The organism is Kitasatospora sp. NPDC054795, from assembly GCF_053611565.1.
The window spans coordinates 23,568-39,146 of record NZ_JBSHAP010000022.1; the positions used below are offsets into that span (position 1 = coordinate 23,568).

A 15,579-nucleotide genomic window follows, 5' to 3' on the forward strand; every position below is an offset into this window, starting at 1 on the left:
TCGCCCGGAGGCCCGAACGGTGTCGGACCCGGTACGCTGGGCGGGTTGCCCGATCGCCGCCCGACCGCGGGGCGAGGCTGCTAAACCGCCTCTGACCTGCGATGATCCCCCCTCGGAGACCGTGAGTACTGCCGCCGCCTCCTCGATGCCGCTGTTCTCCGACGCACCGGAGTCGCAGGCGCCCGCCCGATCCGCCGGCCATGGCGCGCCCGCCGGTTCGCACCACCTCTCCCCGGCCTTCCCCGGCCGCGCCCCGTGGGGCACCGCGGGCAAGCTGCGGGCCTGGCAGCAGGGCGCGCTGGACAAGTACATCGAGACGCAGCCGCGCGACTTCCTCGCGGTCGCCACCCCGGGCGCAGGCAAGACCACCTTCGCGCTCACCCTGGCCTCGTACCTGCTGCACAACCACCTGGTGCAGCAGGTGACCGTCGTCGCGCCGACCGAGCACCTGAAGAAGCAGTGGGCCGAGGCCGCCGCGCGGATAGGCATCAAGCTGGACCCGGCGTACTCCTCCGGGCCGCTGTCCCGGGAGTACCACGGCATCGTGGTCACCTACGCGGGCGTCGGGGTCAACCCGATGCTGCACCGCAACCGGACCGAGGCCCGCAAGACCCTCGTGATCATGGACGAGATCCACCACGCCGGTGACTCCAAGTCCTGGGGCGAGGCCTGCTTCGAGGCCTTCGAGCCGGCCACCCGCCGACTGGCGCTGACCGGTACGCCGTTCCGCTCCGACACCAACCCGATCCCGTTCGTGGCGTACGAGGCGGGCGGCGACGGCATCCGCAAGTCCGTCGCCGACTACACCTACGGCTACGGGCACGCGCTGGCCGACCACGTCGTCCGCCCGGTCATCTTCCTCAGCTACAGCGGCAACATGCGCTGGCGCACCAAGTCCGGCGACGAGCTGGAGGCCCGGCTCGGCGAGCCGATGACCAAGGACCTGATCGCCCAGGCCTGGCGCACCGCGCTGTCCCCGCAGGGCGAGTGGATCCCGGCCGTGCTCCAGGCCGCCGACCGGCGCCTCACCGAGGTCCGCAAGGCGATCCCGGACGCCGGCGGGCTGGTCATCGCCACCGACCAGAACGTGGCCCGGGCCTACGCCAAGATGCTGCGCGAGATCAGCGGCGAGAAGGTCACCCTGGTGCTCTCGGACGAGGCCGAGGCGTCCAAGCGGATCTCCGACTTCGCGGAGGGGACCTCGCGCTGGATGGTCGCCGTCCGCATGGTGTCCGAGGGCGTCGACGTGCCCCGGCTCAGCGTCGGGGTGTACGCGACCTCGATCTCCACCCCGCTGTTCTTCGCCCAGGCCGTCGGCCGCTTCGTGCGCGCCCGCAAGCGCGGCGAGACCGCCTCCGTGTTCCTGCCGACCATCCCGCTGCTGCTGGGCTTCGCCAACGAGATGGAGCTCCAGCGCGACCACGTGCTGGACCGGCCGAAGAAGGAGGGCGAGGGCCTCTTCGACGAGGAGGACCGGCTGCTCGCCGAGGCCGAACGGGCCAACGACGGCCCGGACGGCGCCGGCGGCGAGGAGTTCTCCTACGAGGCGCTGGGCTCCGACGCGGTCTTCGACCGGGTGCTGTACAACGCCATGGAGTTCGGCATGCAGGCCCACCCGGGGAGCGAGGAGGAGGAGGACTACCTCGGCATCCCGGGCCTGCTGGAGCCGGACCAGGTGCAGATGCTGCTCCAGAAGCGCCAGCACCGGCAGATCCAGCGCAGCAAGACCAAGCCCGCCGAGGAGGCCGACCTGCTGGAGCTGCCGGCCGAGCAGCGGCCGGTGGTCACCCACCAGGAACTGCGGGAGCTGCGCAAGGAGCTGAACGCGCTGGTCGCCGCCTGGCACCACCGCACCAGTCAGCCGCACGGCACCATCCACAACGAGCTGCGCCGCCAGTGCGGCGGGCCGCTCACCGCGCAGGCCACCGTCAACCAGCTCAACGCGCGGATCGCGAAGATCCGGGAGTGGGCCAAGTAGCGGAGCCGCGAGCGCGCCCGGCCGGCGGACCGGGGGCGCGTCCGGTCATCGGACCGGGGGCGCTCCCGCACCCCGACGCACCCGGCGAATCGCGGAGGTTTGTCCGGAATTCGAGCCGGTGTTGAAGTTGATCACGCCCGAATTTTGGACAACCACTTCCGTCGCGTCATTTCCTTCACTACCTTTCCCCCACGCTCTTCCGCCGGGCAACCCCCGCGGGACGGCGTCGCGGGGCCGTGCGCGTCAAGGACGACGCCGTGCGGCCCGAGCGCGGCCACCCCCACCTGCGCGCGACACCGACCTTGGAACGGCGCCGCCCGCCCTGCGAGCGCCGCGGAAAGGATTGCCCGTCGTGACTGCCGAGACCTCCCAGACCCTGGACCGCGGCGTCCGGGTCCTCAAGCTCCTCGCCGACTCCGAGCGAGGGCTCACCGTGACCGAGCTGGCCGCCCGGCTGGCCGTCAACCGGACGGTGGTCTACCGGCTGCTGGCCACCCTGGAACAGCACGGCTTGGTCCGCCGGGACATCGGCGGGCGTGCCCGGGTGGGCCTCGGCGTGCTGCGCCTCGCGCACCGGGTGCACCCGCTGCTGCGCGAGGCCGCGCTGCCGGCCCTGCGCAGCCTCGCCGAGGACCTCGGCGCCACCGCCCACCTGACCCTGGTGGACGGCAACGAGGCGCTGGCCGTCGCCGTGGTCGAGCCCAGCTGGACCGACTTCCACGTCGCCTACCGGACGGGCCTGCGCCACCCGCTCACCGAGAGCGCGGCCGGCCGGGCGATCCTGGAGGCGCGCACCTTCCCCAGCCAGCGCCGGCCCGAGCAGGGCTTCGTCATCACCCGTGCGGAGGAGCAGTCCGGGGCGAGCGGGGCGGCCGCCGCACTGGTCGGGCTGAGCGGCATCGAGGGCAGCGTCGGCGTGGTGATGCTGAACGGCATGGTGCCCGAGCGGGTCGGCCCCCGGGTGGTGGAGGCGGCGACCGAGGTGGCCGACGCCCTGAGGTAGCGCCCGCACACGGGTGTCGGGTGTGTTTGGATTCCCCTTGTGTCCGACACCAAGCTCCCCAAGGCCCTCACCACCCCGCGGACCCGCGCGCTCGCGCTGTGCGGGGTGCTGGTCGCCGCGCTGTTCGGCGTGGCCGCCTTCGTTCCGCTGCCGTACACCCTCACCTGGCCGGGCCTGACCGCGGACACGCTGGGCTCGTACCAGGGCAAGCCGGTGCTCACCATCACCGGGGCGCCGCTGCGCACCACCGAGGGCGAGCTGCGGATGGTCACCATCACGGCGACCAACCCGGGGCAGAAGAACACCTTCTGGCGCTCGCTGCAGGCGTGGTTCGACCCCGAGGAGGCGGTGCGCCCGACCGAGACGGTCTACCCGGAGAGCAACCCGGTGAAGGCCGACGAGGCGACCGCCCAGCAGATGGCCGAGTCGCAGGACGCCGCCACCGCGGCCGCGCTGGGCTACCTCCACCTGTCGCCGGACCAGGTGAAGGTCAAGGTCGACCTGGGCGAGGTCGGTGGGCCGAGCGCCGGCCAGATGCTGGCGCTGGGCATCGTCGACAAGCTGGCCGGCGACGGCAAGGGCGGCGACCTCACCGGCGGGCTCACCGTCGCCGGCACCGGCACCATCGACAAGGACGGCACCGTCGGCCCGGTCGGCGGCGTCCCGCTGAAGACGCAGGCGGCCGCCCGGGACGGCGCGACGGTGTTCCTGCTGCCCAAGGACGAGTGCGCGGACGCCAAGGTGAACACCCCGGCGTCGCTGCGCCTGGTGCCGGTCGGCACCCTCGCCGAGTCGGTCTCCGCCCTCCAGGCGCTGAGGAGCGGCGGCAGCGTCCCCTCCTGCTGACCGGGCGCCGCCCCTCCCGCACGGGGCCGGCCCGGTCGGCGGGGTCAGACCCCGAAGGCCATCTCGGCGAAGTCCTCGCCCACCCGGGTGCTCAGCCGGGCGGCGATCCCGGCCAGCCGGTGGGCCTGGGCCATCGGCAGGGAGACCGAGATCGCGCCGATGCCGGTGCCCGCGACGACCGGTACCGCCGCCCCCGCCGTACCGAGCGCGTACTCCTGGAACTGGGTGATCGGGACGGCCCGCCGCGGGCCCTGGCGCGGCAGCAGCGGCAGGCAGGCCGGGTCCCGCAGGGTGTACGGGGTGAACGGCACCATCGGGTGGCGGGCCAGGTGGGCCCGGCGCTCCTCGGCCGTCATCAGGGCCAGCAGGGTCTTGCCGGCCGCGTGGGCGTGCGCGCCGGCCCGGAAGTCGTGCCGGTCGACCAGCGGCGCGCCGGGGGCCTCGGCGGCCTCGACCAGTTCCACCTCGCCGTGCCGGTACCAGGTGAAGTAGACGGCGGCGGACAGTTCGTCGGCGAGCACGCCCAGCAGCGTCCGGAGCCGGGCCCGGCCGGTCGCCGGGCCGTCGTCCCGGATCAGCCCGGCGACCGCGGGGCCGGTCCGGTAGAGCCCGCTGCGGCGTTCCAGGTAGTGGTCGTGCACCAGGGTGCGCAGCAGGTGGTAGGCGGTGCCCAGGGCGAGATCGGTGTCCCGGGCGAGCTGCTTGGCGGTGGCGCCCTTGGGGTAGCGGGCGGCCGCCTCCAGCAGGCGCAGGGCGCGCTGGGCGGAGGCGATGAGGGTGGGGGCGGTACCGACGGCCGCGACCGCGTTCGTCATGCCGGGGCCGACCCGGCGCGGGGCGCGGCGGCCGCGGGTATCAGCGGACCGGAGGGCGGCGCGAGAGGTAGTAGAACGTTCATATAGAAATCTTGCGGCCGTCGGCGCCTCACGCATATGCCCGAATCGGCGCGTCGGACCGATCCGATCCTCCTACTCGGCGGCGGCCTGGTCGACCAGCGGCAGGATCCGGTACGGCACCGGGTTCTCCAGCACGATCGCCGTGGACGAGCGGACGATCCCGTCGAAGCCCAGCACCCGGTCGATCACCCGCTGCAGATCGGCGTTGGACCGGGCCACGATCCGCACCAGCATGTCCCCGATCCCGGTGATGGTGTGCAGCTCCAGCACCTCCGGCACGCTCGCCAGGTGCGCCCGCACGTCCGCGCCCTGGCCCTGGGAGATCTCCAGCGTGGCGAAGGCCGTCACCGGGTAGCCGATCGCCGCCGGGTCCACCTCCGGGCCGAAACCGCCGATCACGCCCTTGGCCTGGAGCCGGTCCAGCCGGGCCTGCACGGTGCCCCGGGCGACCTGCAGCCGGCGCGAGCACTCCAGCACCCCGATCCGGGGCTCCTCGGCGAGCAGCCGGATCAGCCGGCCGTCCAGGATGTCGATGGCGTCGTTGGTGCTGCCCGCCGGGGCGGCGGAAGGGCCTTGCGGGGCGGCGGAAGACCCCTGCGGAGCGGCGGAGTTGGGCGAGCCGGGGGAGCTCGGGACGTGAGCGGGGGGCATCGACGGCACCGTCCTGTGGTGGGCATTCTGTACAGCGGCGCGGCCGATTCTCCCGTTCCGGGGCACAGCTTGACCAGGAGGAAACGGAACAGTTGCGCGCAGGTCGGACCGGCGCCACCCTCCAGCCACACCCCCGTGCGCAGGGCCCCACCCCCGGTGCCCGGGACGGCCAGGATGGTCCGTACGCCTACCGGGAGGGCAGTCATGACCGACACCGCCGCCGAACCCGTCCTGTTCGGGGCCGGCCTCGCACCGGACCCCGCGGAGGAGGGGCCGCTGCCGATGGGCCGCGCCGACGCGGTGGTCTTCGCGGTCGCCGACGCCGAGCGGGCGGCCCGCCGCTACTGCGCCGCGCTCGGGCTGCGCTGTACCGCGTACGCCGGGCCGATGACCGGGGACCCGGAGACCCTCTCGTACGTGCTCGCCGCGCCGGGAACGCGGATCGTGCTCACCTCCCCGGTGCGGACCACCGGCCCGCGCGGCCGGGAGCTGACCGCGTACCTCGACCGGTACGGGGACGGGGTGCTGGACCTCACGGTGAGCGTGCCGGACGTCTACTACGCCTACGACTACGCGGTGGACCGGGGCGCGCTGTCGCTGGCCGAGCCCTACGAGGTGCGGGACGACTACGGCGCGGTGGTGCTGGCCACCATCGGCGTGCCGGGCGGGACCAGGCACACGCTGGTGGACCGGGCGGGGTATGTGGGGCCGTACCTGCCGGGGTACGTGCCGTGCGACGGCTTCTGACGGCGCCCGCCGTGCGACCGTCCGCCGGCCGACCGCTCGCGCCGCGACGGCCGGCGGTGCCGCCGCCCGTCGCCTGACGGGGCGTCGGGGCGTCGGGGTGTCGGGGCGTCGGGGTGTCGGGGCGTCGGGGTCCGCGCGTCAGCGGACCACCGTCTCCACGATCGGCGCGTGGCCGTTCCAGGAGGCGAAGACCGAGTTGGCCTCGTTGCCGCGGGTGAAGTCGACCCGCAGCCACTGGCCGTCGGTCCACACCTGCATCTGCCAGCCCGGGTCCGGGGCGGCGGACACCAGGGTGGCCCGGTCCGGCTTCAGGTCCAGCGCGACCTTGCCGCCGGGGATCGGGTAGCTCTTCACCGTGGACGTCGCGGCGGCGGTGGGGGCGGGCCGGCGGCCGGGCGACGCGGCGGTGGTGGCGGGAGCCGGGCCGTGCGGGGCGGTGGCGGCGGTGGTGGTCGGGGAGGCCGCCGGGGAAGGGGGCGTGGACGGTGCGGTGGAGCGCGGCTGGTCCGGCGTGGCCGGCGCGGAGTGCGGCGTGCCCTCGGCCTTCGGGGAGGGCAGCGCGATCGCCGTGGGCTGCTCGAACGCGGCGCCGGTCAGCACCGCGTGCACGCCGAGCCAGGACAGCGCCACCGCCGCCCCGGTGGCCGCCGCCCAGGCGCCGAGCTGTACCAGTCCGTTCCGCATCGTCCGCACATCCTGCCGTATTTCCAAACGGATGGAGACCGGCACCCCCGGTATTCGGCAGGGCAGTTGCACAATGTCCGGACCCACCCCCGTGGTACAGACCACTGACCGGCGATGGCGTACCGTGCAGGCCCATGGCAACAGTGCTCGTGGTCGAGGACGACCCCTTCGTACGCTCCGCCCTCATCCGCCACCTGACCGACACCGGTCACGCGGTCCGCAGCGTGGGCACGGCTCTGGAGGCGCTGCGGGAGGTCGCCCAGGTCGGCTGCGACCTGGTGATCCTCGACCTCGGACTGCCCGACCTGGACGGCAGCGAGGCGCTCAAGATGATCCGGGGCCTGACCAATGTGCCGGTGATCATCTCCACCGCCCGGGACGACGAGGCCGAGATCATCCGGCTGCTCAACGACGGCGCCGACGACTACTTGGTGAAACCTTTCTCCGGGGAGCACCTCAGCGCCCGGATGGCCGCCGTGCTGCGCCGCTTCGGCAGCGGCGCGGCGCCCGTCGCCCAGGTGCTGCGGGTCGGCGGACTGGCCATCGACCTCCAGCGGCGGGAGGCCGCGCTCGACGGGAGCCCGCTCGACCTGACCCGCCGTGAGTTCGACCTGCTGGCCTTCCTGGCGGCCCGGCCCGGCGTGGTGGTGCCCCGCAAGGAGATCCTCGCCGAGGTATGGCAGCAGACCTACGGCGGCGACCAGACCATCGACGTCCACCTCTCCTGGCTGCGCCGCAAGCTCGGCGAGACCGCCTCCAACCCCCGCTACCTGCACACCGTCCGGGGCGTCGGGGTCCGGCTGGAAGCCGTCGGGGGCGCGGCGGAGCACCGGACATGAGGCGGTTCGGGCGCTCGCTGCGCTGGGCCCTGATCAAGGCCGCCGTCGCCGGGACCACCATGGTCGCGCTGGCCTTCCTGATCCCGCTCGGACTGATGGTCCAGCAGACCGCACGGGACCGGGCCTTCACCGCCGCCGAGCGGCAGGCCGCGGCGCTCGGGCCGGCCCTGGCGATCACCACCGACGAGGACGCGATCACCCGGGCGCTGGCCAGTACGGACGCCGGCGGGCAGGGGCGGATGGCGGTGCACCTTCCGGCGGCCGGGCAGCCCGCCGGGGCGGGCGGCGGCGCGCTCCACGGCGGCGCGGCAGCCGGTGGTGGGAGTGGAACCGCCGGCGGGAGCGGCGGGAGCGGAGGCGGCGGCGACGCGGCCCACGCCGTCGAGGGCGACGGAGCCGGGCCGGGCGGAGGCGGCCCCGGGACGGCGGCCGCCGGGACCGGCGAGCCCGGGGGCCCGATGCTGGGGGAGGGGCGCGCCACCACGGCCGACGTGGCCACGGCCGGCGGGCAGGGCCGCTCCTTCACCGTGAAGGTGCCCGGTGGGTACGCCCTGCTCCAGCCCGTCGCGGTGGACACCGGGCGGACCGCGGTGGTCGAGGTGTTCGTGGCCGAGAGCGACCTCACCCGCGGCGTCGCCACGGCCTGGCAGGTGCTCTCCGCCGTGGCACTCGGCCTGGTCGCCATCTCGGTGCTGGTCGCCGACCGGATGGGCAGCCGCATCGTCGCCTCCGCGCGCAAGCTCGCCGCCGCCGCCCGCTCGCTCGGCGCCGGGAACCTCTCCGTGCGGGTCCCGGTGGAGGGCAAGCAGGTCGAGGGCAGCCCCGAGGAACTGCGCGAGGCCGGCCACGCCTTCAACACCATGGCCGACCGGGTGGTCCAACTCCTCGCCGCGGAACGGGAACTGGCCGCCGACCTGTCGCACCGGCTGCGCACCCCGCTGACCGTGCTGCGGCTCAACGCCGCCTCGCTCGGCGAGGGCGACGCGGCCGACGCCACCCGGCACGCGGTCGCCCAGCTGGAGCGCGAGGTCGACCAGATCATCCGCTCGGCCCGCCGCGCCCCCGAGGACGCGCCCGCCGTCGCCGTCGGCTGCGACGCCGCCGAGGTGATCAGGGAACGGGTCGCCTTCTGGTCGGCGCTCGCCGAGGACGAGGGGCGCCGCTGGCAGCTGGCCGGCGCCGAGCGGGCGGCGCCGGTGCCCGTCCAGCGCGGGGACCTCGCGGCCGCCGTCGACGCGCTGCTCGGCAACGTCTTCCGGCACACCTCCGTCGGCACCGCCTTCTCGGTGGACGTGCTCGCCACCGACTGCTCGGTGATCGTGCTGGTCGGCGACGCCGGGCCGGGGTACAGCGATCCGGCCGCCGCCCTCAAGCGCGGCGAGGGGCACGGCGGCGAGGGCTCCACCGGCCTCGGCCTGGACATCGTCCGCAAGCTCGCCGAGTCCACCGGCGGGGACGTCGCGCTCGGCCGCTCCGCGGTGCTCGGCGGCGCCGAGACCCGGCTGCGGCTGCGCACCGGGCCCCAGGAGGCGGAGCCCGCGCGGGGCGGACGGCGGCGGAGCCGGGGTGCCCTGTTCCAGAGGTGAGGGAGCGACCGCCGTCCGGGTTCCCGCCGTCCGGGTTCCGCCCGTCCTGGTTCCGGCCGTTCGCGCTCCGCCCGCGACGGAGGGCGGCCGGTCAGAGCCGCTTTGTCACGCTGAGTAGTTGATCGTGTCCGGTTTCGTTCGGACGGCATCCGGTATCGTCGCTGGTTGGCCGAGCCGTGGACGGAGTGGACAGTGACAGCGGTGCAAGACGAGCGCAGCCCGGTGCGGACCGCACCCGACCCCTCGCCCGCCCCCCTGTCGGACCGGCTGCGCCGGGCCCTCGGCGCCCCCGCCCGGGCGTTGCGCGAGGCTCCCCGGCGTCCGCTGCTGGCGGCCTCCGCCGTGGCGCTGCTGTCCCTGCTGGTGTACGCGGTGGTCCGCCACTTCGTCCACACCTCGATGGTGGACATGATTGTCTACCGGGCCGAGGGCGCCGCCGTGGCCAACGGCACCGACCTGTACGCGCTGCGCGTCACCGAGTGGAACCTGCCCGCGACGTACCCGCCGTTCGCGGCGATGCTGTTCGTCCCGACCACCTGGTTCCCGCTGCCCTTCCTCCGGGTGGCGATCACTCTCGGCAACGTCGGGCTGCTCGCCCTGCTGACCCACCTGTCCTTCAAGCTGGTCGGCTGGCCGCGCCGCGAGCTGCGGCCGATCGGCGTGATCCTGGCGACCGGCCTCGGGGTCTGGCTCGAACCGGTCTTCACCACGCTCCGCTACGGCCAGATCAACCTCGCGCTGGCCTGCCTGATCCTCTGGGACCTCACCCGTGCGGACGGGCGGCGGAGCAAGGGCGTGGCGATCGGCATCGCCGCCGGCATCAAGCTCACCCCCGGCCTGTTCGCGGTCTACCTGCTGATCACCGGTCGGATCCGGGCCGCCTTCGTGGCGGGCCTCACCTTCCTCGGCACCTTCCTGCTCGGCGCGCTGGTCCTGCCGGACGCCACCTGGGGCTTCTGGACCAAGTACCTCTACGACTCCTCCCGGGTCGGCAAGACCTGGATCGTCGACAACCAGTCGATGCGCGGCGCCTTCGCCCGCCTGCTGCACAGCGCCGACCCCGGCACCGTCGCCACCCTCGGGGCCGGCCTGATCGCGCTGGCGGGCCTCGCGGTCTCCGCCTGGGCCGCGCGCAGCGGCCGCTGGCTGCCCCGGGCCGAGGCCTGGGGCGTCTGCTGCGCGGCCGTCACCGCCGTCCTGATCTCGCCGATCAGCTGGACCCACCACTGGGTCTGGTGCGTGCCGATGCTCGTCCTGCTCGCCGCCGAGGCCTCGGTCGAGCACGCCCGCCCGGCCGGTGTCCGCCGGCTGCGCTGGCGGGTCGTTTTCTGGGCCACGCTGGTCGCGTTCCTGTCCTTCGCGATGTGGGCCGCGAAGCCGGTCGGCCTGGCCGTCCTCGACATGTCACCGTGGCGCCAGCTGCCGACCTCGGTCTATCCGTGGGTCGGACTCTGCTTCCTGCTCGCCGCCGCCGTCCGGATAAGGGCCCGACGGCGTTCGGCCGGCGCGCCGCTGGTCCGGCTGCCCGGACAGCGGGACGCCGGAGGGCCGGACACCGCCCGCGGTCGTCAGCAGGCCCCCGCGGCCCGCTGAGCCGGCGGGGGCGCCGCTCCTGCTTCCCTGCTCCCGTTGCCGCCGTTCGTCCCTGCGGGCGTGGTCGCGTTCCTGGGGGTGTTCGTCCGGGTGCTGGTGCTGGTTCGGGTGCTGATGCTGGTGTACGAGCCGGTGCACGCTGCGGCGCATGCCTAGGCGAGCAGTTCGGCGAGCGAGCCGTCCATGTCCAGTGCGGCCAGCTCGCTGCCCGGCGGAACCAGCCGGTGCGCCCGCTCCAGCCAGGCCGCGACGGCCGGCAGCGGGGCCTCCAGCAGGGCGTCCCCGGCGGGCGAGCTCAATGCCAGACAGAGCACGCTGCGCCGGCCCGAACGGGTCGGCCAGATCCGCACGTCACCCTGGCCGCACGGGCGGAAGGTGCCCTCGACCAGCAGCTCGCGGGCGAACACCCAGGTCACCGGCGAACCGGTGTCCAGGTGGAAGGTGATGTACACCGCGTACGGGTCGTGGCTGCCGTAGGACAGCCGGGCCGGGACGGGGACGCTGTGCTCCGGCGAGAGCACCAGGTTGAGCTCCAGCTCGTGCTCGACGACGCTGACGGGACGCTCCATGATCGTCTTCCTCTCTGCCTTCGGGTGGTGCCCGGTTCCGGGCCCCTGTGACCTTTGAGAGGGCGGTCCGCACCGGCTCTTACACACGTTTCCGGGATTTCTTCGGGAAGTTTGGTGAGGGTGGTGAACGGCGGGTGGCACGGCGCGCGAGCAAACGTCGTGCGCTGGGTTCCCTACCTTGAGCTACCCCCTGCTGTCCGGGGAATCGCGAACTTTCCGTCACGGCTTCGGTGAGGTACTACCCTTTGTGACTGTCCGGCGACTGTCCGCCCATCGGCGGCGCCCCCACGCGCGCCGAGCGCAGGGCGCGCGCCGGGTCGTGCGCGCGCGTGGACGCGTCTGCGGTGGTCGGGCCCGGCCGGCCCGCGCCGTCCTCGTCAGGACCTGCCAGGAAAGAAGACCCCCATGACGGACCGCCCCTTCGCCGCCGACGGCGACCCGGCCGTCGCACCCGAGCCCGGCTACTATCCCGACCCCTCCATCCCCGGCTTCGTCCGGTACTGGGGCGGCTCGGCCTGGGTGCCCGGCACCAGCCGGCCCGCGCCCGACGGGGGCGAGGTGCTGCAGCCGCCCCGGTACGCGACGCGGAGGTCCGCCCCGGGCGGCGCGGCGGTGCGGCCGGTTCGGCCGCCGGTGGTGCCGGTGGTGCCGGTGGTGCCGGTGGTGCCGGAGCCGGCCGGGGTCCCGGAGGTGGCAGCGGCTCCGGAGCCGGTGGCCCCGGAGTGGATGGCCCCGGAGCCGGTGGTGTCGGGGGCGGTGGCGGAGGTCCGGGTCGGGCCGCCCGCGGGTGGGGGTGACACCGGGCCGGTGTACTTCGACCAGACCTCGGGCGGGGCGTCCTTCGTGCTCGGGCCGCGGGTGGCGGAGGTGATCGGCGGGCCGGTGTTCCGGACGGTCGACGGGCCGGGCGTTTCGTCGGGCGTTTCGCCGGTGGCGCCGTCGGGCTTCGTTGGCTCCGGGCTGCCCGGGGCCCTGGAGGAGCCGGTGGCCGTCGGTGCGGTGCCCGAGGCGGTCAAGGGGATGGGCGCGGCCCTGGGCTGGGATTCGGGTTCGGCGCCGGCGCCCGTGGTCGGGGAGTCCGGGTGGCAGGCCGATCCCCGGGCGCAGCCGGGCCTGATGGAGACGGGCGACGCCCCGCGCTGGGTCTCCTGGGGGGTGCTTCCGGAGGCGCTCGATGCGGAGGAGGGGTGTGCGGAGCCCGAGCGCGCTCCGGCTGCCGTCGAACTGGCCGCGGCCGGCGCCACCGCCGCGGCGGTGACCGTGCGGGAGACGCCGGTGCCGGCCGTCCTGGCCTCGGGCCAGGTGCCGGTGGTCGGCGAGAAGGCGGTTCCGGCCCCGGTCCAGACCCCGGCCGCGGCCCCGGCTGCGGACGCCTCGAAGCCGGTGGTTGCGACCGCCGGGACCGCCGGGACCACGGCGGCCTCCGCCGCCCCGCTGCCCGCCGTACGGACGGCGCGGGAGACCGCCGTCCAGCCCCGCCCGTCCGCCGCCGCCACCGCTGCCACCGCGTCCTCCCGGGCGGCCGCCCGTACGGCCCGGACCGCCCGGACCGCCCGGGTCGCCGTGCCGGCCGGCCTCGGCCGTCGCCTGGCGGCGCGGACGGTGGACACCGCCGTGCTGCTGGTGGTCGCGGTCGCCGCCGGGATTCCGCTCGGCCGCTCGGTGACCGACCACCTCCAGCAGAAGGTCGACCAGGCCCGGATGGCCAGCGCCCTCAGCCGGCGTCAGATCCAGGTCTGGCTGGTGGACGACGTGGTGCTGGGCAAGATCGCCGTCCTGATCGGCATCCTGCTGTTCGTCAGCCTGCTCTACGAGGTGCTGCCGGTCGCCCGCACCGGCCAGACCTTCGGCAAGCGGCTGGCCCGGATCCGCGTGGTGGACACCGCCGCCCCGGCCGGCCGGACCAGACTGAGCCTCGGCCGCTCGCTCCTCCGGTGGGCGGTGCGGCAACTCGGCACGGTGCTGCTGCTCGGCCTGGTCTGGCCGGTGTTCGACCGGACGGCGCGGCGGGGGTGGCAGGACCGCGCGGCCCGCACCCGGGTGGTGCGCGGCTGAGGGCCGGTAGGGGTCAGTGCAAAACGGACAAAATGTCCCAAGCATCGAGAATGTGTGATGTTCTACTCGGGGTCATGAGCACCCACGACCCCTCAGGCCCCCAGCCGGAGGGGGGCGGCAAGCCCTCCTTCGACAAGCAGCCCCCGCAGTCGGGCGGCGGCACGCCGGAAGGCGAGCCGTCGGGCCCGACCCCGTCCCCCGAGCCGCCCCACGAGCCGTCCGGCGGCCCCGGCGCCTACCAGGGCACCTACGGCGGAAGCCCGTACGGCGAGCCGACCCCCGGTCAGAGCCCGTACGGCCAACCCCCGTACGACCGGACGCCGCCCGGGTACGGCCACGGCTACGGCCCCGGCGCGTACGGCACCCCCGGTGCCGGCCCCGTCCCCGGCATGCCGCCGCTCGGCACCTGGCCCAAACGGATCCTCGCCCGGCTGATTGACTACCTCCTGGTACAGGCCGTCGCCGTGATCATCGTGGGGCCCTTCGTCGACCTCGGCACGCGCAACGGCTCCACCGAGGCGTTCTGGCTCGGCTGCGCCATCTACCTCGTCTACGAGGCCCTGATGCTCAGCCGGGACGGCCAGACCCTCGGCAAGAAGGCGACGAAGGTCCGCGTCGCCATGCTCGTCGACGGGAACAAACCGACCCCGGCCGCCGCCTGGACCCGCGCAGCCGTCTTCATCCTCCCGGCCGTGCTCTGCTGTGCCGCGCTCTGGTGGATCATCGACGGGTTCTTCGGCGTCTTCGACAAGCCCTACCGGCAATGCCTGCACGACAAGGCCGCGAAGACCGTGGTGGTCACCACGGAGGTCTGAGCGGCGGCGCAGGACACACCGGCGCCCGGCGGCGGATCAGCGCTGCCGGGCGTACGCGTGCCCGGTGGCGCCCGCAGCGGGGCGGGACGCCCGCGCCGGGTCCGCGGCGCCCGCCTCCGCGGTCGCGGCCCCCGCGGTCGCGTCCTCCACGGTCGCGGCCCTCGCGGTGGCGGCCCTCGCGGTGGCGGCGGACATCGAAAGCACCGTCACCACGGTGCCGAGCACCAGCGCGAACCCCACCAGCACCGCGACCGCCAGGACGCCCGAAGCACCCGAAACGGCCAGCAGCACCACCGTGGTGGCGACGACGGTGAACGAGCCGAGGCAGACCTGGGCGACGGAGGGGCGCGGCATGGCGGAGGTCCTTCGCACGTCGGGGGAAACGGGCGGGAATGGAGCCGGGTTCCAGCGGTCCTACCCCGCGGGGAGACGGGTACGTCCAGGCTAGCCCCCGAACGCGGGGGCACAGGGGGCGCACGGGCTCACCCCGGGGTCGTCCGGCCCTGTCGGTACGGTGAGGCGAAACCCGTCGACACCACGTACCGCCGCACACCACCGCACCCGGGGGAACCGACCATGCCCATCCCCGCCGACTGGCCCACCACCGAGGCCGAGGCACTCGCCGAACAGGAGCGGCTGCGCCCGCTCGTCCAGGCCCACGACGACAAGGGCCCCGGCAACCCGGGCCCCGACGCGCTCGTCGCCGGCGTGGACGTCGCCTACGACGACGACCACGACCTCGTCGCCGCCGCGGCCGTCCTGCTCGACCGCGACACCCTCGCCGTCGTCGAACAGGCCACCGCCGTCGGCCGGATCGCCTTCCCGTACGTCCCCGGACTCCTCGCCTTCCGCGAACTCCCCGCCGTCCTCGACGCACTGGCCGCACTCACCCGCACCCCCGACCTCGTCGTCTGCGACGGCTACGGCCTCGCCCACCCCCGCCGCCTCGGCCTCGCCAGCCACCTCGGCGTCCTCACCGGACTGCGCACCCTCGGCGTCGCCAAGACCCCCTTCACCTTCGACCACCACGAACCCGACGCGCCCCGCGGCTCCTGGACCCCGCTCACCGACCCCGCCACCGGCGAGGAGGTCGGCCGCGCCGTCCGCACCAGGGAAGGCGTGAAACCCGTCTTCGTCTCCGTCGGCCACCGCACCGGCCTCGACACCGCCGTCCGCACCACCCTCCACCTCGCCCGCCACTACCGCCTCCCCGAAACCACCCGGCACGCCGACTCGCTCTGCCGACGCGCCCTCGCCAACGCCCAACAGACCGGGACGACCGCGAACTGACCAAGCCCCGGGCGGGATTCGGGCCCG

The 15,579-nt window shown here is 74.7% G+C and carries 15 protein-coding genes; 10 read left to right on the forward strand and 5 right to left on the reverse strand.

The annotated features are described in order from the left end of the window. Nucleotides 1–145: 145 nt before the first annotated feature. The 3 genes from ACWGJO_RS10855 (at nucleotide 146) to ACWGJO_RS10865 (ending at nucleotide 3,827) form a co-directional block, all read left to right on the forward strand. Nucleotides 146–1,978 carry a DEAD/DEAH box helicase gene (locus tag ACWGJO_RS10855; RefSeq protein WP_387694897.1) on the forward strand — a complete coding sequence of 611 codons (1,833 nt, stop codon included), beginning with the start codon at nucleotides 146–148 and terminating at the stop codon, nucleotides 1,976–1,978. Between the two features lie 352 nt (nucleotides 1,979–2,330). After that, a complete protein-coding gene (locus ACWGJO_RS10860) occupies nucleotides 2,331–2,981 on the forward strand; it encodes an IclR family transcriptional regulator (RefSeq protein ID WP_049654777.1) in 651 nt (216 codons plus the stop codon). Between the two features lie 39 nt (nucleotides 2,982–3,020). Continuing rightward, complete coding sequence (locus ACWGJO_RS10865; protein WP_452183117.1) at nucleotides 3,021–3,827, forward strand: S16 family serine protease; 807 nt, start codon at nucleotides 3,021–3,023, stop codon at nucleotides 3,825–3,827. A gap of 44 nt (nucleotides 3,828–3,871) precedes the next feature. Here the strand turns inward: ACWGJO_RS10865 and ACWGJO_RS10870 are convergent, their stop codons facing one another. Next, nucleotides 3,872–4,642, reverse strand: a complete 771-nt coding sequence (locus ACWGJO_RS10870; protein WP_380632211.1) for a helix-turn-helix domain-containing protein — start codon at nucleotides 4,640–4,642, stop codon at nucleotides 3,872–3,874. Nucleotides 4,643–4,795: 153 nt separating this feature from the next. Next, nucleotides 4,796–5,374, reverse strand: a complete 579-nt coding sequence (locus ACWGJO_RS10875; protein WP_452183118.1) for an Lrp/AsnC family transcriptional regulator — start codon at nucleotides 5,372–5,374, stop codon at nucleotides 4,796–4,798. Nucleotides 5,375–5,578: 204 nt separating this feature from the next. Here ACWGJO_RS10875 and ACWGJO_RS10880 point away from each other — a divergent pair, with 204 nt between their 5' ends. Beyond that, a complete protein-coding gene (locus tag ACWGJO_RS10880) occupies nucleotides 5,579–6,121 on the forward strand; it encodes a VOC family protein (protein WP_452183119.1) in 543 nt (180 codons plus the stop codon). A gap of 138 nt (nucleotides 6,122–6,259) precedes the next feature. Here ACWGJO_RS10880 and ACWGJO_RS10885 read toward each other — a convergent pair whose 3' ends face one another. Further along, nucleotides 6,260–6,805 carry a hypothetical protein gene (locus tag ACWGJO_RS10885; RefSeq protein ID WP_452183121.1) on the reverse strand — a complete coding sequence of 182 codons (546 nt, stop codon included), beginning with the start codon at nucleotides 6,803–6,805 and terminating at the stop codon, nucleotides 6,260–6,262. 134 nt (nucleotides 6,806–6,939) lie between these two features. Between ACWGJO_RS10885 and ACWGJO_RS10890 the strand changes: the two genes are divergently transcribed. The 3 genes from ACWGJO_RS10890 to ACWGJO_RS10900 all read left to right on the forward strand — a co-directional run bounded on the left by ACWGJO_RS10890 (nucleotide 6,940) and on the right by ACWGJO_RS10900 (nucleotide 10,823). Then, entirely contained in the window at nucleotides 6,940–7,644 is a 705-nt protein-coding gene (locus ACWGJO_RS10890; RefSeq protein ID WP_452183123.1) for a response regulator transcription factor, read from the forward strand. Continuing rightward, nucleotides 7,641–9,230 (forward strand): sensor histidine kinase, encoded by a 1,590-nt coding sequence (locus ACWGJO_RS10895; RefSeq protein WP_452183124.1) that lies wholly within the window; start codon nucleotides 7,641–7,643, stop codon nucleotides 9,228–9,230. The genes ACWGJO_RS10890 and ACWGJO_RS10895 overlap by 4 nt, the downstream gene beginning before the upstream one ends. 192 nt (nucleotides 9,231–9,422) lie before the next feature. Then, nucleotides 9,423–10,823, forward strand: coding sequence for a glycosyltransferase 87 family protein (locus tag ACWGJO_RS10900; protein ID WP_452183125.1), 1,401 nt, complete (start codon nucleotides 9,423–9,425; stop codon nucleotides 10,821–10,823). A 152-nt stretch (nucleotides 10,824–10,975) separates the two neighbouring features. Here ACWGJO_RS10900 and ACWGJO_RS10905 read toward each other — a convergent pair whose 3' ends face one another. Continuing rightward, complete coding sequence (locus ACWGJO_RS10905) at nucleotides 10,976–11,392, reverse strand: SsgA family sporulation/cell division regulator (protein ID WP_097237712.1); 417 nt, start codon at nucleotides 11,390–11,392, stop codon at nucleotides 10,976–10,978. 405 nt (nucleotides 11,393–11,797) lie between these two features. Here ACWGJO_RS10905 and ACWGJO_RS10910 point away from each other — a divergent pair, with 405 nt between their 5' ends. Both ACWGJO_RS10910 and ACWGJO_RS10915 read left to right on the forward strand, forming a co-directional pair. Continuing rightward, nucleotides 11,798–13,447: an RDD family protein gene (locus tag ACWGJO_RS10910; RefSeq protein WP_452183126.1), complete on the forward strand. Its 1,650-nt coding sequence runs from the start codon at nucleotides 11,798–11,800 to the stop codon at nucleotides 13,445–13,447. A gap of 74 nt (nucleotides 13,448–13,521) precedes the next feature. Next, nucleotides 13,522–14,262 carry an RDD family protein gene (locus tag ACWGJO_RS10915; RefSeq protein ID WP_452183127.1) on the forward strand — a complete coding sequence of 247 codons (741 nt, stop codon included), beginning with the start codon at nucleotides 13,522–13,524 and terminating at the stop codon, nucleotides 14,260–14,262. A 36-nt stretch (nucleotides 14,263–14,298) separates the two neighbouring features. Here the strand turns inward: ACWGJO_RS10915 and ACWGJO_RS10920 are convergent, their stop codons facing one another. Next, nucleotides 14,299–14,616, reverse strand: coding sequence for a hypothetical protein (locus ACWGJO_RS10920; RefSeq protein ID WP_452183128.1), 318 nt, complete (start codon nucleotides 14,614–14,616; stop codon nucleotides 14,299–14,301). A gap of 222 nt (nucleotides 14,617–14,838) precedes the next feature. Between ACWGJO_RS10920 and ACWGJO_RS10925 the strand changes: the two genes are divergently transcribed. After that, nucleotides 14,839–15,552, forward strand: a complete 714-nt coding sequence (locus ACWGJO_RS10925; protein ID WP_452183129.1) for an endonuclease V — start codon at nucleotides 14,839–14,841, stop codon at nucleotides 15,550–15,552. Nucleotides 15,553–15,579 lie beyond the last annotated feature (27 nt).